Consider the following 21669-nt stretch of genomic DNA (forward strand, 5'->3'; position numbering starts at 1 on the left):
ATGAAGCGCTTCAAGTTTTTGAGGCGCCCACCATTCAAGGAGGAATGATGTCCCGCACCGCACGCCGTGTCGCTGCCTTCGCCGTCACCGGCCTGACCATCGCGGGTCTCACCGCGTGCTCGGGCGGCGGATCGGGCCAGGCAGCTACCGAGTTCTCCGTCCTCGGCAACGTCGAGAACGAGGTCGTCCCTGCAACGCTTCAGACTCTGGCTGACGGTGCGTGCGCCACGGAGAACGAGGCCATGCCGCTCAAGGTCGAGACCGTCCCGCAGACGAACCTCAACCAGCAGGTCCAGTTGCTCGCCGGCCAGGGCGGCCTCCCCGTCATGTACGCCGTCGACACGAACGAGCTCGTGCAGCAGCTCGACGACGCCGGCTTCGTCGCGCACTTCGACGAGCTGCTCGACGAGGTCGGCGCCGCCGACTCGATCGAGCCCGCCGCGCGGTCGACCGTCGAGTCGCTCTACGACGGCGAGTTCCTCGTGCTGCCGACCGAGTACAACATCGAGGGCATCTGGTACAACAAGACGCTCTTCGCCGACAACGGGGTCGACGTGCCCGAGAGCTGGGACGACGTCGTCGCCGCGGCCGGCACGTTCCAGGACGCCGGGCTCACCCCCTTCGCGGCGAGCGGCGAGCAGGGCTGGCCCCTGACTCGTCTCGTCGGCAACCTCATCGAGCGGGAGCTCGGTCCCGACGCCCTCCAGGCGGTCGCCGACGGCGACGCCGAGCTGACCGACCCCGAGTACGTCGCCGCGGCCCAGCAGGTCGCCGACCTCGGCGCGGCCGGCTACTTCGGCGAGGGAGTCGGCTCGATCGACTACGACACGTCGATCAACCAGTTCCTCAACGGCAGCTCGCCGATGCTCTACATGGGCAGCTGGGTGCTGAGCAACTTCGCCGACGACACGGCGAACCAGATCGGCGAGGACGCCATCGGCTACCTGCCGTTCCCCGCCGTCGACGGCGGCGAGGGCGACAGCAGCCAGCTCGTGGCCAACGTCGGCCTTCCCTTCACCATCAACCCGAGCGTGCTCAACGACGACAGCAAGGCCTGGGTCAAGTGCATCGCCGAGAACTACGGCCAGGTCGCTCTCGAGGACAGCAGCCGCATCTCCGGCTTCACGGTGTCGGGCGACGCCGCCGGCACGGCGCTGACGACGGAGGTGCGTGACCGCATCGCGGACACCGACACCACCATCCCCTGGTTCGAGGCGTACTTCAGCACGCAGGCGACCACGACCTCGCAGCAGAACGCCGCCCAGCTCGTCACCGGCGCCATCTCGGCCGAGGAGTTCATGATGCTGGTCCAGGGCGACCTGGGCTGACGCCTCCTCGACGGGGGCAGGGGCGCGCCGAGCGCGTCCCTGCCCCCGCCGGCCCCTCCTCGACCACAGCTCGGACCGAAGGCACCTCATGAACCCCCTGCTCGGCGACCGGCGCGCGACCCTGATCCTCATCGGGCCCGCGCTGCTCATCTACTCCGTCGTGATGCTCGTCCCGATCATCGTCTCGTTCGGGTACACCCTGACGAGCGGCAACGCGATCACGGGCTTCACGTTCTCGGGACTCGAGAACTACCAGCGCCTCCTCACCGACACCAGGGTGCGCGACGCGCTGCTGCTCACGGTCCGCTACGCCGTGCTGATGACGATCCTGCAGGTCGGCTTCGGCTACCTGCTGTCGCTCCTGTACGTCTTCGTGCTGCGGAAGTGGTCGAGCGCCGTCCGCACGCTCGTGTTCTTCCCCGTGGTCCTGCCGACCGTCGCGGTCGCGCTGCTGTTCCAGCAGATGTTCGCGATCGCGCCGCAGAACGGGCTCGTCAACACGGCCCTCGAGGCCGTGGGCCTGTCGTCCGTCGACTGGTTCGGCGACGGCGGCACGGCCTTCCTCGTGATCATCATCATGGACGTGTGGCGCTCGATGGGCTTCTACGGGGTCCTGCTCTACGCCGGACTGCTGGACATCCCCGAGGAGGTGTTCGAGTCGGCCCGCATCGACGGCGCCTCGGGCTTCGGGCTCGTCCGCCGCATCGTCCTGCCGCTCTCGCTGCCCGTGCTGGTCTCCTCGTTGATCTTCTCCGTCAACGGGACGCTCAAGGTCTTCGACAGCATCCTCGCGCTCACGAACGGCGGCCCCGGCACGTCCACCAGCCCCCTGACGATCTACATGTTCGACACGTCGTTCCGCTTCGGCCAGTACGGCTACGGCAGCACCGTCGCGTTCCTGCTCACGGTCGTGTCCCTGCTGGTGACCGTCTTCATCTTCCGCGCGAACCGCCGCGACCTCACGAAGGACTGACCGATGACCTCCGTCGACACCGCCGTCCCCGCAGTCCCCGCCGTCCCCGGGTCGGCCACGCCCCTCCGCCGTCCTGCGCCGCGGCGCCGCGGCTCGTCTCGTCGCCGCGTCGGGCAGATCGTCAGCGGCGCTCTCGTCGCGCTCCTCCTCGTCATCGTGGTGGGGCCGCTCGTCTGGATGCTCCTCGGGTCGTTCAAGACGCAGACCGAGTTCCTCGAGCAGCCCGTCTGGGCCCTGCCCCAGCAGTGGAACTTCGACAACTACGTCTTCGCGTGGACCCAGGGCAACTTCGCGCAGTACGCGTCGAACTCCGTCCTGACCGTCTTCCCGTCTCTCCTCCTGGTGCTCCTGTTCGGCTCCATGGCGGGCTTCGCGCTCGAGGTGCTCGTCTGGAAGGGCCGCGGCGCGATCCTCATCACGTTCCTCGCCGGCATCATGGTGCCGACGCAGATGATCCTGCTGCCCCTGTTCGCCGCGTACTTCAGGCTCGGGCTCACCGGGACGCTCTGGCCGTTGCTCATCACGTACACCGCGACGAGCCTGCCGCTGGCGGTCTTCCTGATGGCCACCTTCTTCAGGGCCGTCCCGCGCGAGATCTTCGAGGCGGCGATGCTCGACGGCGCCGGGCTGATCCGGTCGTTCTTCCTGGTCGGCCTGCCGATGGTGCGCAACGCGCTCTTCACCGTCGGGCTGGTGCAGTTCTTCATGCTCTGGAACGACCTGCTCATCGCGCTGACGTTCACGAACTCCGGGTCGCTCCGCACGTTGCAGGTGGGCCTGCTGAACTTCACCGGCCAGTTCGGCTCCGTGCAGTACGGCCCGTTGTTCGCGGCGATCTGCCTGAACGTCGTGGCGATCCTCGTGATCTACCTGTTCCTCAACAAGCAAGTCCAGAAGGGACTGACCGCCGGCGCGGTCAAGGGGTGACCATGACCGCGACAGTCACCCAGCTCAGGATCGAGCAGGGCCGCGAGGCGCTGGGCCTCGGCACCCCCCGTCCCCGCCTCAGCTGGCAGCTCGACGGCCCGTCCGACTGGCGGCAGGAGTCCGTCGAGATCTCCCTCGAGGCGGCTGGGCGACAGGTGGCCACCGCCGTGGTCGCGACCCGCGACCAGGTGCTCGTGCCCTGGCCCTTAGCCGACCTCGCGTCGCGGCAGCGGGTCGAGGTGCGCGTCCGCGTGACGGGCGACGACGGCTCGACGTCGTCGTGGAGCACCCCGACGACCGTCGAGGCAGGGCTCCTCGCACCGTCGGACTGGCAGGCGCGGCCGGTCGGCGGGTCCTGGGCGGAGGAGGCAGGCACGGACCGCCGCCCGTCCCGCGTCCGACGTGCCTTCCGCCTCGACGGCGAGGTGGCCTCCGCGCGTCTCTACGCGACGGCCCACGGCCTCTTCGAGGCCGAGCTCAACGGCGCCCGCGTCGGCGACGAAGAGCTCTCGCCGGGCTGGACCTCGTACGACACCCGTCTGCGCTACCGCACCTACGACGTCGCCCACCTGCTCACGGCCGGCGAGAACGTGGTCGGCGCCTGGCTCGGCGACGGCTGGTACCGGGGGCGCCTCGGCTTCAACGGCGGGTACCACGACCTCTACGGGACGGATCTGTCGTTCCTGGCCCAGCTCGAGGTCGAGCTCGTCGACGGGACGCGCGTCGTCGTCGCCACCGACGAGACGTGGGAGGCGGCGCCCAGCCCGATCTCGTTCAGCGGCCTCTACGACGGCGAACGCCACGACCTGCGGCTCGACGGTGACGGCTGGTCGAGGGCAGGGGCAGCGGCAGGTGGCGGCTACTGGACTCCCGTGGCCGTGGGCGAGCGCGACCCGCGCACGCTGGTCGCGCCCGAGCAGCCGCCGGTGCGCTGCACCGAGGAGATCGCCCCCGTCGACCACTGGACGACCGCGCACGGCACCGTCGTGCTCGACTTCGGCCAGAACCTGGTCGGCCGACTGCGCATCACGGTCGACGGCGAGGCAGGCCACGAGGTGACGCTGCGCCACGCCGAGGTGCTGCAGGAGGGCGAGCTCTACCGGCGCACGCTCCGCCTGGCCGCGGCGGAGGACGTCGTGACCCTGGGAGGCGGCGGCCCGGTCACCTGGGAGCCCCGCTTCACGATCCACGGCTTCCGCTACGCCGAGGTCGAGGGCTGGCCGGGGGAGTTCGACCCTGCCGCGGTCGTGGCGCGCGTGCTGCACACCGACATGGAGCGCACGGGCTGGTTCGCCTGCTCCGACCCCGGCCTCGAGCGCCTGCACGAGAACGTGCTGTGGAGCACCCGCGGCAACTTCGTCGACATCCCGACCGACTGCCCGCAGCGCGACGAGCGGCTGGGCTGGACGGGCGACATCCAGGTGTTCGCGCCGACCGCCTCCTACCTGTACGACTGCTCGGGCATGCTCGGCTCGTGGCTGCAGGACCTCGCCGTCGACCAGCTGCCGGACGGCACGGTGCCGTGGTTCGTGCCGCGGATCCCCGGCGGCCCGTCGTGGGAGCCGATCGAGCCGGGCGCGGTCTGGGGCGACGCCGCGGTGCTGACCCCCTGGACCCTCTGGGAGCGGTTCGGCGACGCCGGCGTGCTGGCGCGCCAGTGGGACTCGGCCAGGGCCTGGGTCGATCTCATCCTGTCGAGGGCCGGTGACGACCGCGTCTGGGACGAGGGCTTCCAGCTCGGCGACTGGCTCGACCCGGCCGCCCCGCCGGACGACCCGGCCGACGCGTCGACCGACCGCTACCTCGTCGCGACGGCCTACCTGTACTGGTCGACCCGGCACCTGGCCGCCACCGCCGGCGTGCTCGGCAAGGCTGCCGAGTCGGCCCGCTACGACGCGATCGCCGAGGAGGTGCGCGAGGCCTTCGTGGGCCGCTTCACCGACGGCCGTGGCCGGACCACGAGCGACGCGCAGACCGCCTACGGGCTCGCCGTCGAGTTCGGGCTGGTCGGGGGAGAGGACGCGCAGGCCGCCGGCGAGCGGCTCGCCGAGCTCGTCGCCGAGGCCGGCAACCGCATCGCGACGGGCTTCGCGGGGACTCCCGTCGTCGCGCCCGCCCTGACGAGGACGGGACACGTCGAGCGGGCGTACGACCTGGTCCTCGAGCGCTCGTGCCCCTCGTGGCTCTACACCGTCGACATGGGCGGGACGACGATCTGGGAGCGCTGGGACAGCATGCTGCCCGATGGCACGGTCAACCCGGGCGAGATGACGAGCTTCAACCACTACGCGCTCGGCGCCGTGGCGGACTGGATGCACGCGACCGTGGCGGGGCTCGCTCCCGCGGCGCCCGGCTGGCGCCGGGTGCGCTTCGCCCCGCGCCCCGGCGGCGGGCTGACGTGGGCCTCGGGGCGACACCTGTCGCCCTACGGCGAGGTCTCGTCGGAGTGGCGGATCGAGGGCGACGTGTTCGTGCTCACGGTCGAGCTGCCCGTCGGAACGACGGGCGAGGTCTCCCTGCCCGACGGCACGACCGTCGAGGTGACGCACGGTCGCCACGAGTTCACCTGCTCGGCGGTCGCGACCGCGGGCGTCGGCGCCGCTGCCGCCGCGGGCTGATCAGCACCCGTGCCGCCCGAGGCGCACCGTTCCGCAAATGCCGACCGCGTCGCCTGCAACAACGGGATTCCCGCGTGTTGCAGCGCCCCCATGAGGCTGCCGGTCGGCATTTGCGGAGAACGAGCGTCGGTGCGGGCGGATCAGGCGGGAGCGGCAGGCGTCAGGCGGCGGGGGTCGTGCTCGCGCGCACCACGAGCTCAGGGGCGAAGACGACCCGGCGGGGCGAGCGGCCGGGGTCGTCGATCTCGTCCTGGAGGATGTCCATCGCGGTCTGGCCGATCAGCGCGCTGGGCTGGCGGATCGAGCTGAGCGGCACCACGGCCGCGCGCGCGAAGTCGATGTCGTCGTAGCCGATCAGGGCGACGTCCTCGGGCACGCGCAGGTCGCCGAGCATCACCAGCGACTGCAGCACCCCCATCGCGACGAGGTCGTTCGCCGCGAAGACCGCGTCGGGGCGCTCGTCGGCCGGGCGGGACATGAGCTCGGCTGCGGCTGAGCGGCCGTGCTCGACCGTGAGGGCCGGGACCTCGACGACCTCGAGCGTGACCGCCGGACCGTCAGCGTCCGCGCCCTCCGCGTTCGCGCCCTCCGCGTTCGCGGCGCGCACCGCCTCCTGCGCGCCCTGCAGGCGGTCGGCGACCTGCTGCAGGTCGAGGGGTCCGCCGACGAACGCGAGACGACGGCGACCGACCGACAGGAGGTGCTCGGCAGCCAGCTGGCCCCCGCGCACGTCGTCGACCGACACCGACGAGAAGTCGGTGAGCTCGGCCTGCCGGTCGACGAGCACCGCGGGCGTGCCCCGTCGGCGCAGCCGAGCGAGTCGCGCCGTCACGTCCCCGACGGGGGAGATGAGGATGCCGAGGACGCGGTTCTCCTCGAAGAGGTCGAGGTAGTGGGCCTCGCGCTCGACCTGTTGGTCGCTGTTGCCGAGCAGGACGACGCGGCCCGCCTTCTCGGCGGCCGTCTCGGCGCCTCGCGCGACGTCGGAGAAGAACGGGTTGCCCCCGTCGAGGATCACGAGGCCGATGGCCCTGCTCGCCCCCGCGCGGAGCTGACGGGCGGCGTCGTTCCGGACGAAGCCGAGCTCGTCGATCGCCGCGTGCACGCGCTCGACCGTGGCGGGGCTGACCTTGTCGGGCCGGTTGAGCACGTTGGAGACCGTGCCGACCGAGACGCCCGCCGTCGTCGCGACGTGGCGGATGCTGACCGACTCCACCCGCGCCTCCTGCCCCTGGACCGTCCTGACCCGCTGGTCGACCGGCCGGTCGACCCGCTGACCGACACCTGGTGTCGACGGGCCGAGTCTAGGCCGGGCCCCCGCCGAGGCGGCGCGCCACGACCGGACGCTGCCGTGGCGCAACTGGTGCTTGACGCCGCCCCGGCTCGCCCCTACTGTCTTCCCCAACACCTTTTGAAACGATTCATTTCTCGATGAGGAGAACGATCGATGTCGATCGACCCCACGCCTGCCGACCTCTCGCCGACGGCCCCCGTGCTCGAGCTGAGGGGGGCCCGCAAGACGTTCGGCGCCGTGGTCGCGCTGGCCAGCGGCAGCGTCCAGCTGCGCGCCGGCGAGATCAACGCCCTCGTCGGCGAGAACGGCGCCGGCAAGTCGACGATGGTCAAGATCCTCGCCGGGGTGCACCAGCCCGACAGTGGTGAGTTCCTGTTCGACGGGCACCCGATCGTGTTCCGCACGCCCGCGGAGAGCAAGGCCGCCGGCGTGAGCGTCATCTACCAGGAGCCCACGCTGTTCCCCGACCTCACCGTCGCCGAGAACATCTTCGTCGGGCGGCAGCCCACCTCGCGCCTCGGCTTCATCGACCGCGCGAAGATGCGGTCCGACGCCCGCGCCCTCTTCGAGCGGCTCGGCGTCCCCATCGATCCCGACCGCGTCGCCGAGGGGCTGTCGATCGCCGACCAGCAGATCATCGAGATCGCGAAGGCCATCTCGCTCGACGCCAAGGTCCTGATCATGGACGAGCCGACGGCCGCCCTCAGCGGCGTCGAGGTCGAGCGCCTGTTCGGCGTCGCCCGCGCCCTGCGCGACCGCGGCAGCGCCATCATGTTCATCTCGCACCGCTTCGACGAGGTCTTCGGCCTCAGCGACCGCATCACCGTCATGCGCGACGGCGCCTTCATCTCCGAGCACACGACGGGCGACGTCACCACGGCCGAGATCGTCCGTGCGATGGTCGGCCGCGACGTCGACCAGCTGTTCCCCAAGCAGGAGGCGCGGATCGGCGAGCCCGTCGTCACCGTCGAGGGCCTGACGCGGCAGGGCGTCTTCCACGACGTGTCGTTCGAGGTGCGGGCCGGCGAGATCGTCGGCCTGGCTGGCCTCGTCGGCGCGGGCCGCACCGAGGTCGCCAGGGCGCTCTTCGGCATCGACCGCTACGACGCCGGCAGCGTCACGGTGAACGGCAGGCCGCTCGCCCGCCGCGACCCGATGGCCGCCATCACCGCGGGCATCGGCTTCGTGCCGGAGGACAGGCGCAAGCAGGGCCTCGTGATGGACATGTCGGTCAGCCGCAACACGACGCTGACGCTGCGCAGGACGCTGAGCCGGTTCGGCCTGGTCAGCGCCCGACGCGAACGGGAGGCGGCGGCCGACTGGTCGCGGCGCCTCCAGGTCAAGACCGGCAGCCAGGAGCTGCCCGTCGCGACCCTGTCGGGCGGCAACCAGCAGAAGGTCGTGCTGGCCAAGTGGCTGGCGACCGACCCGACGTTCCTCATCGTCGACGAGCCGACCCGCGGCATCGACGTCGGCACGAAGAGCGAGGTGCACCGGCTGATCAGCGACCTCGCCGGACGCGGCATCGCCGTGCTGATGATCTCGTCCGAGCTGCCCGAGGTCCTCGGCATGGCCGACCGCGTGCTCGTCATGCACGAGGGGCGGCTCACCGCGACCCTCGACCGCGCCGACGCCACCGCCGAGCGCGTCATGCACGCGGCGACCGGCTCGGACGCCGCGGACCCGACCGAGGCGGAGCCAACTACGCCGACCACGCCGTCGGCCAGCCCGACCACGCCCCCGACAGCGACCGCAGAGGCCAGCCGATGACCACCTCCCACGCCCTCGCCCCCGCGCCGACGTCGGGGCGCTCCCCGTTCGCCTCGGTCCTCAGGCAGCGCGAGGTGCCCGTAGCGTCGGCCCTCGTCGTGCTGGTGATCGTCACGACGATCGCCAACCCGCTGTTCGTCTCGCCGCAGGGCGTCAAGGACCTGATGCTCAACGCGACGATCACGGTGATCATGGCCGTGGGCCTCGGCACCGTCATCATCACGAACAACATCGACCTCTCGGTGGGCTCGATCCTCGGGCTCGTCGCCTTCGCGACGGGCACGGTGTTCGCCGCCGCCCCGGACATCCCGATCGTGTTCGTGTTCCTGATCGGGCTCGCGATCGGGGCGGTGCTCGGGGCCGTGAACGGGTTCCTGGTCACCGTCGCCAGGGTGCCGTCCCTCGTGATCACCCTCGGGATGCTCTACATCTACCGCGGCCTCAACAACGCCTGGGCCGGTGGCCAGCAGTACTTCGCCGGCGACCGCCCCGCCGCCTTCGGGCGCCTGTCGGTCGACACGGTGCTCGGCATCCCGATCATCACGGTCATCGCCGTGGTCGTCGTCGTGCTCGTCGCCGTGTTCCTGGCGCGGACCCGGCCCGGTCGCGACCTGTACGCCGTCGGCTCGGACGAGGAGGCGGCGCGCCTGTTCGGCATCGCGGTGAGCAGGCGGGTCGTGACGGCGTTCGTCCTCAACGGCACGCTGACCGGACTGGCGGGCGTGCTCTACGCCAGCCGCTTCAACTCGGTCGGCGCGACGACGGGCACCGGGCTCGAGCTCGACATCGTGGCCGCGGCCGTCGTCGGCGGCATCGCGATCTTCGGCGGCTCGGGCAGCGTCGTCGGCGCGGCGATCGGCGCCGTGCTGCTGACCACCATCACCAGCAGCCTCACCGCCCTCGGCGTCGACAAGTTCTGGCAGCAGGCCATCGTCGGCGTCCTCATCCTGACCGCCATCCTCGTCGAGCGGATCGCCTCGATCCGCAAGGCCCGACGACTGCGCACGAGCGAGGCCACCAATGCCTGACCAGACCGTCACCTCCGCTCCTGAGGCGTCCGCCGCCTCCCCGTCCTCTCCCCGCGCCGGGGCACGCGACCGCGACCCCTCGGCGCGCGCCGAACGAGCGCTGCGCCGCCGTCGCCTCCTCACCGGTCGTGGGGCGATCATGGTCTGGGCCCTGCTCGCGACCCTGCTCGTCTGTGCCCTCACCGTGCCGCGGTTCGCGAGCGTGCAGACCACCGGGTTCCTGCTGCTCGACGCGATCCCCATCCTCATGATCGCCATGCCGATGGCGCTCGTCGTCATCACCGGCGAGATCGACCTGTCGGTCGCCAGCACCGCCGGCCTCACGAGCGCCACGATGGGCGTGCTGTGGGCGGCGGGCTGGGGGATCCCCGAGATCTTCGTCGTCTGCGTGCTGATCGGCGTCGTCTGCGGCGCCCTCAACGGCGCACTCGTGACGACGGTCGGGCTGCCGAGCCTCGCGGTCACGATCGGCACCCTCGCCCTCTACCGCGGGCTCGCCCTCGTTGTGATCGGGGACAACGCGGTCGCGAACTTCCCGCCGGGGCTCACCTCGTTCTTCACCTCGAAGATCGGCGGCACGGGCATCCCCACGGTGATGATCGGCGTCGTCGTCGTGATCCTCTTCTTCGGCGTGCTGCTGCACTTCAGCTCGTTCGGCCGGGCCCTGCCCGCCATCGGCTTCAGCAAGGAGGCCGCGAGCTTCGTCGGCGTCCACGTCGGCCGCGCCAAGTTCTGGATGTTCGTCTCGACCGGCGTCGTCTCGGCGCTGGTCGGCATCTACTGGACCCTCCGCTACTCGAGCGCCCGCAGCGACAACGCGACCGGCATCGAGCTGGCCGTCATCGCCGCGGTGCTGCTCGGCGGCGTCTCGATCTTCGGCGGCCGGGGCTCGATCCCGGGTGTCGTCGCCGGCGTGCTGATCATCTCGAGCATCAGCTACGCGCTGCGGCTCGGTGGCATCAGCGACGTCGTGCTCAACGTCGTCACCGGCCTGCTGCTCGTCGGGAGCGTGGTGACGCCGAGCCTGATCTCGGTCGTCCGCGAGAAGACCCGAGCCAGACGGGCGGCGAGGGCCGTGCTGGCCCGCTCCGCCGAGCACGCCTGAGCCGCGCCCGACCCGCCCCGCCCCGACCCCTCGAACCCACCCGCACCACCACCCCTCACCCGCACCGTCCCACCCACAGCAAAGGACAGAACGATGGAGTTCCCCACCTACACCCGCGGCCGCGCCCTCCGGCGTGCCGCCGCCGCGGTCGCCGCCCTCGCGACCGTCACCCTCGTCGCCTCCGGCTGCGCCCTCACGGCGGCCAGCGACGACGCCAGCTCGGGCTCCGGCTCGGGCGGCACCGAGTCGATCGCCTTCGTGCCGAAGCAGCTGAACAACCCGTACACCGACGTCGTGCTCGGTGGTGGCGAGGCCGCCTCGAAGGCGATCGGCTACGACTACAGCGTCGTGGGCCCGCTCGAGGCCAGCGCCTCCTCCCAGGTCACGTTCCTGAACACGCTCACCCAGCAGGGCACGAACGTGATCGTCATCGCCGCGAACGACCCCGACGCGGTCGGGCCGGCCCTGAAGGAGGCGCGTGACGGCGGCGCGAAGATCGTCGCGTTCGACTCGGACACCGACCCCGGCTCCCGTGACGTCTTCGTCAGCCAGACCGACGCCCAGGCCGTCGCGCAGATCCAGATCCGCCAGATGAGCGAGCAGATCGGCGGGCAGGGCGACATCGCCATCCTCTCGGCGACCGCGAACGCCACGAACCAGAACGAGTGGATCGACTTCATCAAGGAGGAGGTCGACACGAACCCCGACTACGCCGGCATCACGATCGTCTCGACCGTCTACGGCGACGACGACGACGCGAAGTCGTTCCAGGAGGCGCAGGGCCTGCTGCAGGCCAACCCCGACCTCAAGGGCATCATCTCGCCCACCACGGTCGGCATCGCCGCCACCGCCCGTTACCTCTCGACCTCCGAGTACAAGGGCAAGGTCGCGCTGACCGGGCTCGGCCTGCCGAACGAGATGCGCGAGTTCGTCAAGGACGGGACCGTCACGGCCTTCGCCCTGTGGGACCCGGCCGAGCTCGGCGAGGTCGCGGCCTACGCCGGCCAGGCGCTCGTCGACGGCACGATCACCGGCGAGGAGGGCGACACCTTCACGGCCGGCGACCTCGGCGACCGCACCGTCGGTGCCGACGGCGTCGTCATCGTCGGCCCGCCGACCGAGTTCACCGCCGACAACATCGACGACTTCGACTTCTAGTCGTCGCGCGGTCCTCGTGAGCACCACCACCTCCTCGTCGGTCGGCGACCTGTTGCCGCCGTCCCGGCGTCGCCGCACCCGCGTCGGCCTCGTGGCCGGCGGGCTGGGCACCTACTGGCCCCAGTTCCCCGGCCTGCTGCCCCAGCTGCAGGAGTCGACCCGCTACGTCGTCGAGCGCTTCGGCGCCCTCGACGCCGACGTGGTCGACACCGGCTTCATCTCCGACGCACAGGAGGCGCGGGTCGCGGCCGACACACTGCGCCGGGCCGACTGCGACCTGGTCGTCGTGTTCCTGACGACGTACCTGACCTCGTCGATGGTGCTGCCGATCGCCCAGCGGGCCGGGGTCCCCGTGCTCGTGATCGACCTGCAGCCCACCCCGGCGATGGACCACGACCGCTTCGACACCGGGCTCTGGCTCGCCTACTGCGGGCAGTGCCCGGTGCCGGAGGTCGCCAACGTGTTCACCAGGGCGGGCATCGAGTTCCGCTCCGTCACCGGCCACCTCCGCAGCGACCGGGCCTGGAGGCGCATCGAGCGCTGGGTGCACGCCGCCGGCGTCCGCGCACGGCTGCGCGAGGCCCGACACGGGCTGATGGGCCACCTCTACCCGGGCATGCTCGACGTGTCGACCGACCTCACCCTGCTCTCGACGCACTTCGGCTCGCACGTCGAGGTGCTCGAGCTCGACGACCTGCGCGTACGGGTCGACGCGGTGTCGGACGCCGAGGTGCGTGAGCGGACGGCGCTCGCCCGCCAGGTGTTCGACGTCGACGCCTCGGTCGGCGAGGACGACCTCGACTGGGCCGCGCGCGTCTCCGTCGGCCTCGATCGTCTCGTCGACGACTTCGACCTCGACTCGCTCGCCTACTACCACCGCGGGCTCGAGGGCGAGCAGCACGAGCGGCTCGGGGCCGGGCTCATCCTCGGGGCGTCCCTGCTCAACGCCCGCGGGGTGCCGGCGGTGGGGGAGTACGAGCTGCGCACCTCCGTCGCGATGCTCGCGGCCCAGGCGCTCGGGGTCGGAGGGTCGTTCACCGAGATCCAGGCGATCAACTTCGACGACGACGTGGTCGAGATGGGCCACGACGGGCCGGCGCACCTCGCGATCTCGTCGTCACGACCGGTGCTGCGGGGGCTCGGCGTCTTCCACGGCAAGCGCGGCCACGGCGTCAGCGTCGAGTTCGACGTGCAGCCGGGCCCCGTCACGACCTTCGGCCTCGGTCAGGACCGCGACGGCGCACTGTCGTTCGTCACCAGCGAGGGCACCGTGGTGCCGGGGCCGCTGCTCGCCATCGGCAACACGACCTCGCGCGTCGACTTCGGCGGCGACCCCGGCGAGTGGGTCGACGAGTGGTCGCGCAGCGGCATCGGGCACCACTGGGGGCTCTGCGTCGGCCACGTCGCGCGCGACGTCGCGGCGGCCGCGTCGCTGCTCGGCATCGAGCACCGGCACGTCGCGGCGCCGTTCGACGACGCCGACGGGTTCGAGCGGAGCATGGGCCGCGTGCCGTCGTGAGCGGGCGCGCGCCCGGTCGCCGGTCCGTCTTGCCGAGGGCCCGGACGCACGCTACGCTCGACTCATTGAAACGATTCAACGACGAACCGGAGACCACCGCATGACCGCCGACGACCACGAGCGCCACGCGTTCCGGCTGCAGGTCGCGCCCGACCGCCTCGACGAGTACGCGCGTCGGCACGCCGAGGTCTGGCCAGAGATGCTGCAGGCGCTCCACGACAGCGGCTGGCACGGCTACTCGCTCTTCGCCGCCCCGGACGGCCTGCTCGTCGGCTACGTCGAGGCCATCTCGCTCGAGGCCGCCCAGGCCGCGATGGCCCGGACCGAGGTCAACGCCCGCTGGCAGTCCTCGATGGCCGAGTTCTTCACGTCGCTCGACGGCACGCCCCCCGACGAGGGCTTCGAGCTCCTCACGCAGGTCTTCAACCTGGAGGCGCAGCTCGGCCTCCCGGGCGGAGGCCGACAGCCGGCACCTCCGGCCCCCGCGACCACGGCCGCCACGACGGCTGCCGCCACGACGGCTGCCCCCACGACCACGGCGTCATCGACGACGACCGGCACCACGACCCCTGGAGAAGCACCATGACCACCTTCGACGACATCGCGCCGACGCTGACGCGCCAGGCCATCGAGCTGCCCAGCTGGGCGTTCGGCAACTCGGGCACGCGCTTCAAGGTGTTCGGCACGCCGGGCACGCCCCGCACGCCCGAGGAGAAGATCGCCGACGCCGCTCGCGTCCACGAGCACACCGGCCTCGCGCCGAGCGTCGCCCTGCACATCCCGTGGGACGAGGTCGACGACTTCGGCGCCCTGCGCTCGTACGCCGAGGGCCTCGGAGTCGCGCTCGGCACCGTGAACTCGAACACGTTCCAGGACGACGCCTACAAGTTCGGCAGCCTCGCTCACAGCGACGCGGCCGTCCGGCGCAAGGCGGTCGACCACCACCTCCGCTGCCTCGAGATCATGCACGAGACCGGCTCGCGCGACCTCAAGATCTGGCTCGCCGACGGCACCAACTACCCCGGGCAGGACTCGCTCCGCCAACGTCAGGACCACCTGGCCGAGTCGCTCGCCGAGATCTACGCCGGCCTCGGCGACGAGCAGCGCCTCGTGCTCGAGTACAAGTTCTTCGAGCCGGCGTTCTACCACACCGACGTCCCCGACTGGGGCACCAGCTACGCGCAGGTGAGCGCCCTCGGCGACCGCGCGCTGACCTGCCTCGACACCGGCCACCACGCCCCCGGCACGAACATCGAGTTCATCGTCATGCAGCTGCTGCGCCTCGGCAAGCTCGGCTCGTTCGACTTCAACTCGCGCTTCTACGCCGACGACGACCTGATCGTCGGGGCGGCCGACCCGTTCCAGCTGTTCCGCATCCTGTTCGAGGTCGTCGACGGCGGCGGGCTCGACGAGGGCTCGCCCGTGCAGTTCATGCTCGACCAGTGCCACAACGTCGAGGACAAGATCCCCGGCCAGATCCGCAGCGTGCTCAACGTGCAGGAGATGACGGCGCGTGCCCTGCTCGTCGACCGTCCGGCGCTCGACTCGGCCCGCGCCTCCCACGACGTCCTCGGCGCGAACGCCGTGCTGATGGACGCGTTCTACACCGACGTCCGCCCGGCCCTGGCCGACTGGCGCGAGGGCCGCGGCCTGCCGCGCGACCCGATGGCCGCGTACCTCACGAGCGGCACGCCCGAGCGCCTGGCCGCCGAGCGCGTGGGCGGCAAGCAGCTCAGCTGGACCTGACCCGCGCCTCCTGCGCCTCCGACCCGGCGCATGACCCGCGCCTCCCGCGCCTCCCTGACCCGCGCCTCCTCGACCCGACCCTCCTGACCTCGAACGGATCTCCCTCGTGACCAGCAGCTCCACCACCGCAGCCGACCTCGTCGCGCGCAGCAACCGCCTCGGCGCCGACCCGGCGAACACGAACTACGCCGGCGGCAACACGTCGGCGAAGGGCACCGCGACCGACCCGGCGACGGGCGAGCCGGTCGAGCTGCTCTGGGTCAAGGGCAGCGGGGGAGACCTCGGCACCCTCACCGAGCAGGGCCTCGCGGTGCTGCGCCTCGACCGTCTGCGCGGCCTCGCGGGCGTCTACCGCGGCGTCGAGCACGAGGACGAGATGGTCGCCGCCTTCGACTACGCCCTGCACGGCAAGGGAGGCGCGGCGCCGTCGATCGACACCGCGATGCACGGCCTCGTCGACGCGGCGCACGTCGACCACCTGCACCCCGACGCGGGCATCGCGATCGCGACGGCGGCCGACGGCGAGCGGCTGACGGCCGAGATCTTCGGCGGCGCCGTGGTCTGGGTGCCGTGGCGCCGACCGGGCTGGCAGCTCGGCCTCGACATCGCCGCGATCAAGGCGGAGCACCCGGAGGCGCGCGGCACGATCCTGGGCGGGCACGGCATCACCGCCTGGGGCGACACCAGCGAGGAGGCGGAGGCGGCCTCGCGCTGGATCATCGAGACCGCGCAGGCCTGGCTCGACGAGCACTCGCGGCCCGAGCCGTTCGGCCCGGTGCTCGGCGGCTACGCGGCCCTGCCCGTCGACGAGCGCCGCGCGAAGGCCGCCGCCCTGGCGCCCGTCATCCGCGGCATCGCGTCGCACGACCGCCCGCAGGTCGGCTCGTTCACCGACAGCGACGTCGTCCTCGACTTCCTCGCCAGCACCGAGCACCCCCGTCTCGCGGCGCTCGGCACGAGCTGCCCCGACCACTTCCTCCGGACGAAGGTGCGGCCGTTGGTGCTCGACCTGCCGGCCGACGCGACCGTCGAGGAGTCGGTCGCGCGCCTCCGGGAGCTGCACGAGCAGTACCGCCTCGACTACCAGGCGTACTACGACAGGCACGCGACGCCCGACAGCCCGGCGATCCGCGGGGCCGACCCGCTGATCGTGCTCGTGCCGGGCGTCGGCATGTTCTCGTACGGCGGCGACGCCCAGACGGCCCGCGTCGCCGGCGAGTTCTACGTCAACGCGATCGCCGTGATGCGCGGCGCCGAGGGCGTCTCGAGCTACGCGCCGATCGACGAGGCCGAGAAGTTCCGCATCGAGTACTGGGCCCTCGAGGAGGCGAAGCTGCAGCGGCGGCCCGCGCCGAAGCCGCTCGCCACCCGGGTCGCGCTCGTCACCGGAGCCGCGTCGGGCATCGGCAAGGCCATCGCCACCCGGCTCGCCGCCGAGGGGGCCTGCGTCGTGATCGCCGACCTCGACCTCGCGAAGGCGCAGGCCGCGGCGGCCGAGATCGGCGGGCCCGACGTGGCGCGCGGCGTCGCCGCCGACGTCAGCGACGAGGCCGCGGTGAAGGCCTCGATCGCGGAGGTGCTGCTCGCGTTCGGCGGGCTCGACCTCGTCGTCAACAACGCCGGGCTGAGCCTCTCGAAGTCGCTCTTCGACACCACCGAGGCCGACTGGGACCTGCAGCACGACGTGATGGCCAAGGGCTCTTTCCTCGTCGCGAAGAACGCCGCCCGCGTGCTCGTCGACCAGGGCCTCGGCGGCGACATCGTCTACATCTCGTCGAAGAACTCCGTCTTCGCCGGCCCGAACAACATCGCCTACAGCGCGACGAAGGCCGACCAGGCCCACCAGGTGCGGCTGCTCGCGGCCGAGCTCGGCGAGCACGGCATCCGCGTGAACGGCATCAACCCCGACGGCGTCGTGCGCGGCTCGGGCATCTTCGCGAGCGGATGGGGCGCCAACCGCGCCGCGACCTACGGCGTCGACGAGAAGGACCTAGGCGCCTTCTACGCCCAGCGCACCATCCTCAAGCGCGAGGTCGTGCCCGAGAACGTCGCCGCCGCCGTCTACGCCATCTGCACCAGCGACTTCTCGCACACGACCGGGCTGCACGTGCCGGTCGACGCGGGGGTCGCCGCGGCGTTCTTGCGATGAGGGCAGCTGCGATGGGGCAGTCCGCGACGAGGGACGCGCGATGAGCGAGACCGGCCCGGTGCCGTCGGGCAGGTCGGGCGGCGTCGTCGTGGCGGTCGACCTCGGTGCGACGAGCGGTCGGGTCGTGCTCGGCCACGTCGACCGCGACGGCGTCCGGCTGCAGCACGTCGCCCGGTTCGCGAACGAGCCGGTCACGGTGCCCCTGGGCCGGGGCGACGGCCAGGGCGCAGGAGGCGCGGGCCGCGTCGGCCTGCACTGGGACGTCCTGGGGCTCTGGCGGTCGGTCGCCGCGGGACTGACGCAGGCCCTCCGCGACGAGCCGGGCGTGGCGTCGATCGGGGTGGACTCCTGGGCCGTGGACTACGGGCTGCTGCGTGACGGCCGCCTCCTCGGTGCTCCGTCCCACTACCGCGACGAGCGGTCGGCGGCGGGGGTCGAGGTGGTGCACGCCGTCGTCCCGCCCGCGGAGCTCTTCGCCCGCACCGGCCTGCAGCACCTCCCCTTCAACACCGTCTTCCAGCTCGCCGCCGACCACGCGTCGGGAGTGCTCGCCCCGGCCGATCGTGCCCTGCTCGTGCCTGACCTCTTCTCCTGGTGGCTCACCGGCACGGCCGCGACCGAGCGGACGAACGCCTCGACGACCGGTCTGCTGTCGCCGGTGACGGGGGAGTGGGACGTCGAGCTGATGGGCCGGCTCGGGCTCGCCCCCGACCTGTTCGCGCCGCTCGTCGACCCTGGTGCCTCGCTCGGGCCGCTGCTGCCGTCGGTCGCCGCGGCGATCGGGGCACCGGCGTCGCTCGGGGTCACGGCGGTCGGCTCGCACGACACCGCGTCGGCAGTGGTCGCCGTGCCGCTGACGGGCGACGACGCCGCGTACGTGTCGAGCGGCACGTGGTCGCTCGTCGGCCTCGAGCTCCCCTCGCCCCTGCTCGGCGAGGACGTGCGCGCGGCCGGCTTCACGAACGAGGGCGGCGTCGACGGGCGGGTGCGGTTCCTCAAGAACGTGTCGGGCCTGTGGCTGCTGAGCGAGTCGATGCGCGCGTGGAGCCGCTCGGGCACCTCGGGCATCTCGGGCGCCGCCGCCGTCTCGGCCGCCGAGCGCAGCAGCGACCTGGCGGCCCTGATCGCCGAGGCGGCGGCCGTGACCCGGCCCGTCGCCGTCTTCGACGCCACCGACGAGCGCTTCACGCCGCCGGGCGACATGCCGGCACGGATCGAGGCGTGGTGCGTCGAGCACGACGTCGAGCCGCCGCGCGGTCGCGCCGAGACTGTGCGCAGCATCCTCGAGTCGCTCGCGGCGGCGTACGCCGCGACGCTGCGCGACGCCGAACGACTCTCGGGCCGCACGATCAGGACCGTGCACGTCGTCGGGGGCGGCTCGCAGAACGAGCTGCTCTGCCAGCTGACCGCCGACCGCACGGGATGCGCCGTGCTGGCCGGGCCGGTCGAGGCCACGGCGCTCGGCAACGTGCTCGTCCAGGCCCGTGCAGCCGGTCTCGTGCACGGGAGCCTCGAGTCCCTGCGTGCCCTGGTGCGTCGCAGTTCCTCCCCAGTCCGGTACGAGCCGCGGACCACCGCGGCCGCCACCCCGAAGAAAGGCTGAGACCGTGGTCCAGCGTCAGTTCCCCAAGCCCGTCGAGCTGCTCGAGTACCTGAGCTTCAAGAAGCCCGAGCTCGACGGGCGCAAGCGTCGCCTCGAGGCCGCCCTGACGATCGAGGACCTGCGGGCGATCGCGAAGCGCCGCACGCCGAAGGCCGCGTTCGACTACACGGACGGCAGCGCGGAGGCGGAGATCTCGATCACGCGGGCCCGGCAGGCGTTCGAGGACGTCGAGTTCCATCCCGAGGTGCTGCGGGACGTGGCCGAGATCGACACGACGGCGACGGTGTTCGGGGCGCCGTCGGCGATGCCTTTCGCGATCGCGCCGACCGGGTTCACCCGTCTCATGCAGACCGAAGGAGAGACGGCCGGCGCCTCGGCTGCGGCGGCGGCGGGCATCCCGTTCACCCTGTCGACGCTGGGGACGACGTCGATCGAGGACGTGAAGGCAGCCAACCCGCACGGGCGGAACTGGTTCCAGCTCTACGTCATGCGGCAGCGCGACATCTCGTACGGCCTCGTGGAGCGGGCGGCGGCCGCCGGGTACGAGACCCTCTTCTTCACGGTGGACACCCCGGTCGCGGGGGCGCGCCTCCGGGACAAGCGGAACGGGTTCTCGATCCCGCCGCAGCTGACGCTGGGGACGGTGCTCGACGCGTTGCCCCGACCGTGGTGGTGGTACGACTTCCTCACGACGGACAAGCTGGAGTTCGCGTCGCTGAGCGCCACCGGCGGGACGGTCGGCGATCTGCTCGACCTGGCGATGGACCCCACGATCAGCTTCGACGACCTGCGGATCATCCGCGAGATGTGGCCGGGCAAGCTGGCGGTGAAGGGCGTGCAGAGCGTCGACGACGCGAAGAAGTTCGTGGACGCGGGAGTCGACGGGATCGTGCTGTCGAACCACGGCGGGCGGCAGCTCGACCGGGCGCCGATCCCCTTCCACCTCCTCCCGGAGGTGGTGCGCGAGGTGGGCGCTGACACCGACGTCCTCGTCGACACCGGCATCATGAACGGCGCCGACATCGTCGCGTCCGTCGCGCTCGGGGCCAAGACGACGCTGATCGGGCGGGCGTACCTCTACGGGCTCATGGCCGGCGGGCGGCAGGGCGTCGACCGCACGATCGAGATCCTCTCGGACCAGGTCGTCCGGACGATGAAGCTGCTCGGCGCGCACTCGCTCGAGGAGCTGGAGCCGCGGCACGTGACCCAGCTCGAGCGCCTCGGGCCGCGCGCCCGCAGCTGACGTCGAGGCCGACGAGTTGCCCCGAACTGCTGGCGGGAGGACGTGGGGGCAGCAGATCGGGGCAACTCGCCTGGCCCACGACATGACCGGCGGCGAGCGAGCGGGTCGCGTCACGAGCCGTCACCGGCGTGCGGGTGTCGGCGGCGGCGGGCAGGGTGGGGGGATGAGCTCCGCCGTGCCGAACGCCGTCACCCCGCAGCCCCTCGACCAGACGCCCGTGGTCCACGTGCTGCACGACAACGAGGAGTGGCTGCCGCCGCTGCTCGCCGCGCTCGACGACGCGGGGGTGCCGCACGCCGAGCACCTGCTCGACGGGAGCTCGTTCGACCTCTCGTCCGCGCCTCCTGCGGGGGTGTTCTGGTCGCGCCTGAGCGCGTCGGCCGCGACCCGCGGCAGGGCGACCGCGAAGGAGGTGGCGCGCGCGACCCTGCGCTGGGCCGAGCGGCACGGTCGCCGGGTCGTGAACGGCAGCGGCGTGGTCGAGCTCGAGGTGAGCAAGGTCGCGCAGTACCTGGCCCTGTCGGCGCACGGCTTCGACGTCCCGCGGACGGTCGCGGTCTTCGGCACCGACGACCTGAAGGCGCGGGCGCGCGAGCTGCCGACGCCGTTCATCACGAAGCACAACCAGGGCGGCAAGGGCATCGGGGTCCGCCGGTTCGACGACCTCGAGTCGTTCGACGCCTGGGTCGACGGCCCCGACCCCGAGCAGCCCGCCGACGGCGTGATGTTGCTGCAGGAGTACCTGCAGGCCGAGGAGCCGTTCGTCACCCGCGCCGAGTTCGTGGGCGGCCGCTTTGTCTACGCGGTCAGGGTCGACACGTCCGCCGGCAGCTTCGAGCTGTGCCCGGCGGACGCGTGCGTCGTCCCGGCGGGTGCCGACCCGGCGACCTGGGCCCCCTTCGCGGTGCGCCCGTCGGTGACGGCGGAGCACCCGCTCGTGGTCCGGCTCGAGGAGTTCCTCGCCGCCCAGGGCATCGAGGTCGCCGGCGTCGAGTTCATCGAGACCGTCGACGGCCGCGTCGTGCCCTACGACGTCAACACGAACACGAACTACAACCCCGACGTCGAGCGCGAGTCGTCGCTCTCGGCGACGGCGGCGCTCGCCGCGTTCCTCGGGGGCGCGCTGGCGGCCGCGGCGTAGCGCCGCCGAGGCCGCCGCGCGGGTCGCGCCGCGCGGGTCGCGCCGCGCGGGTCGCGCCGCGCGGGTC

At 72.1% G+C, this 21669-nt stretch carries 16 protein-coding genes; 15 read left to right on the plus strand and 1 reads right to left on the minus strand.

All coding sequences use genetic code 11. The annotated features are described in order from the left end of the window. Window positions 1–47 precede the first annotated feature (47 nt). The 4 genes from JOE35_RS03635 to JOE35_RS03650 all read left to right on the plus strand — a co-directional run bounded on the left by JOE35_RS03635 (window position 48) and on the right by JOE35_RS03650 (window position 5846). Window positions 48–1328 (plus strand): ABC transporter substrate-binding protein, encoded by a 1281-nt coding sequence (locus JOE35_RS03635; protein WP_209559904.1) that lies wholly within the window; start codon window positions 48–50, stop codon window positions 1326–1328. Window positions 1329–1416: 88 nt separating this feature from the next. Beyond that, complete coding sequence (locus JOE35_RS03640; RefSeq protein ID WP_209559905.1) at window positions 1417–2301, plus strand: carbohydrate ABC transporter permease; 885 nt, start codon at window positions 1417–1419, stop codon at window positions 2299–2301. A 3-nt stretch (window positions 2302–2304) separates the two neighbouring features. Continuing rightward, window positions 2305–3228 carry a carbohydrate ABC transporter permease gene (locus JOE35_RS03645; protein WP_209559906.1) on the plus strand — a complete coding sequence of 308 codons (924 nt, stop codon included), beginning with the start codon at window positions 2305–2307 and terminating at the stop codon, window positions 3226–3228. Between the two features lie 2 nt (window positions 3229–3230). After that, entirely contained in the window at window positions 3231–5846 is a 2616-nt protein-coding gene (locus JOE35_RS03650; RefSeq protein WP_209559907.1) for a glycoside hydrolase family 78 protein, read from the plus strand. A 160-nt stretch (window positions 5847–6006) separates the two neighbouring features. Here JOE35_RS03650 and JOE35_RS03655 read toward each other — a convergent pair whose 3' ends face one another. Next, window positions 6007–7062: a LacI family DNA-binding transcriptional regulator gene (locus JOE35_RS03655; RefSeq protein WP_209559908.1), complete on the minus strand. Its 1056-nt coding sequence runs from the start codon at window positions 7060–7062 to the stop codon at window positions 6007–6009. A gap of 231 nt (window positions 7063–7293) precedes the next feature. Here JOE35_RS03655 and JOE35_RS03660 point away from each other — a divergent pair, with 231 nt between their 5' ends. The 11 genes from JOE35_RS03660 to JOE35_RS03710 all read left to right on the plus strand — a co-directional run bounded on the left by JOE35_RS03660 (window position 7294) and on the right by JOE35_RS03710 (window position 21602). Further along, window positions 7294–8910 carry a sugar ABC transporter ATP-binding protein gene (locus tag JOE35_RS03660; protein ID WP_209559909.1) on the plus strand — a complete coding sequence of 539 codons (1617 nt, stop codon included), beginning with the start codon at window positions 7294–7296 and terminating at the stop codon, window positions 8908–8910. After that, window positions 8907–9938, plus strand: coding sequence for an ABC transporter permease (locus JOE35_RS03665; RefSeq protein ID WP_209559910.1), 1032 nt, complete (start codon window positions 8907–8909; stop codon window positions 9936–9938). The genes JOE35_RS03660 and JOE35_RS03665 overlap by 4 nt, the downstream gene beginning before the upstream one ends. Then, the gene (locus JOE35_RS03670; protein ID WP_209559911.1) at window positions 9931–11043 is read left to right on the plus strand and encodes an ABC transporter permease; all 1113 of its coding nucleotides are present in this window, start codon (window positions 9931–9933) and stop codon (window positions 11041–11043) included. The genes JOE35_RS03665 and JOE35_RS03670 overlap by 8 nt, the downstream gene beginning before the upstream one ends. Before the next feature lie 93 nt (window positions 11044–11136). After that, window positions 11137–12201, plus strand: a complete 1065-nt coding sequence (gene rhaS, locus JOE35_RS03675; protein WP_209559912.1) for a rhamnose ABC transporter substrate-binding protein — start codon at window positions 11137–11139, stop codon at window positions 12199–12201. A 16-nt stretch (window positions 12202–12217) separates the two neighbouring features. Then, the gene (locus JOE35_RS03680; RefSeq protein ID WP_307802922.1) at window positions 12218–13720 is read left to right on the plus strand and encodes an L-fucose/L-arabinose isomerase family protein; all 1503 of its coding nucleotides are present in this window, start codon (window positions 12218–12220) and stop codon (window positions 13718–13720) included. Window positions 13721–13820: 100 nt separating this feature from the next. Continuing rightward, window positions 13821–14306 (plus strand): L-rhamnose mutarotase, encoded by a 486-nt coding sequence (locus JOE35_RS03685; protein WP_209559913.1) that lies wholly within the window; start codon window positions 13821–13823, stop codon window positions 14304–14306. Next, on the plus strand, window positions 14303–15466 hold the full coding sequence (gene rhaI, locus JOE35_RS03690) for an L-rhamnose isomerase (RefSeq protein ID WP_209559914.1): 1164 nt from the start codon (window positions 14303–14305) through the stop codon (window positions 15464–15466). Before JOE35_RS03685 ends, rhaI begins: the two co-directional genes overlap by 4 nt. Before the next feature lie 106 nt (window positions 15467–15572). Beyond that, window positions 15573–17615, plus strand: a complete 2043-nt coding sequence (locus JOE35_RS03695) for a bifunctional aldolase/short-chain dehydrogenase (RefSeq protein WP_209559915.1) — start codon at window positions 15573–15575, stop codon at window positions 17613–17615. Between the two features lie 40 nt (window positions 17616–17655). Beyond that, window positions 17656–19218 (plus strand): rhamnulokinase family protein, encoded by a 1563-nt coding sequence (locus JOE35_RS03700; RefSeq protein ID WP_209559916.1) that lies wholly within the window; start codon window positions 17656–17658, stop codon window positions 19216–19218. 4 nt (window positions 19219–19222) lie between these two features. Then, a complete protein-coding gene (locus JOE35_RS03705; RefSeq protein WP_209559917.1) occupies window positions 19223–20461 on the plus strand; it encodes an alpha-hydroxy acid oxidase in 1239 nt (412 codons plus the stop codon). Window positions 20462–20624: 163 nt separating this feature from the next. After that, complete coding sequence (locus JOE35_RS03710) at window positions 20625–21602, plus strand: RimK family alpha-L-glutamate ligase (RefSeq protein WP_209559918.1); 978 nt, start codon at window positions 20625–20627, stop codon at window positions 21600–21602. Window positions 21603–21669: the final 67 nt, after the last annotated feature.

Origin of the sequence: Frigoribacterium sp. PvP032, assembly GCF_017833035.1 — a bacterium.
GTDB lineage: Bacteria > Actinomycetota > Actinomycetes > Actinomycetales > Microbacteriaceae > Frigoribacterium.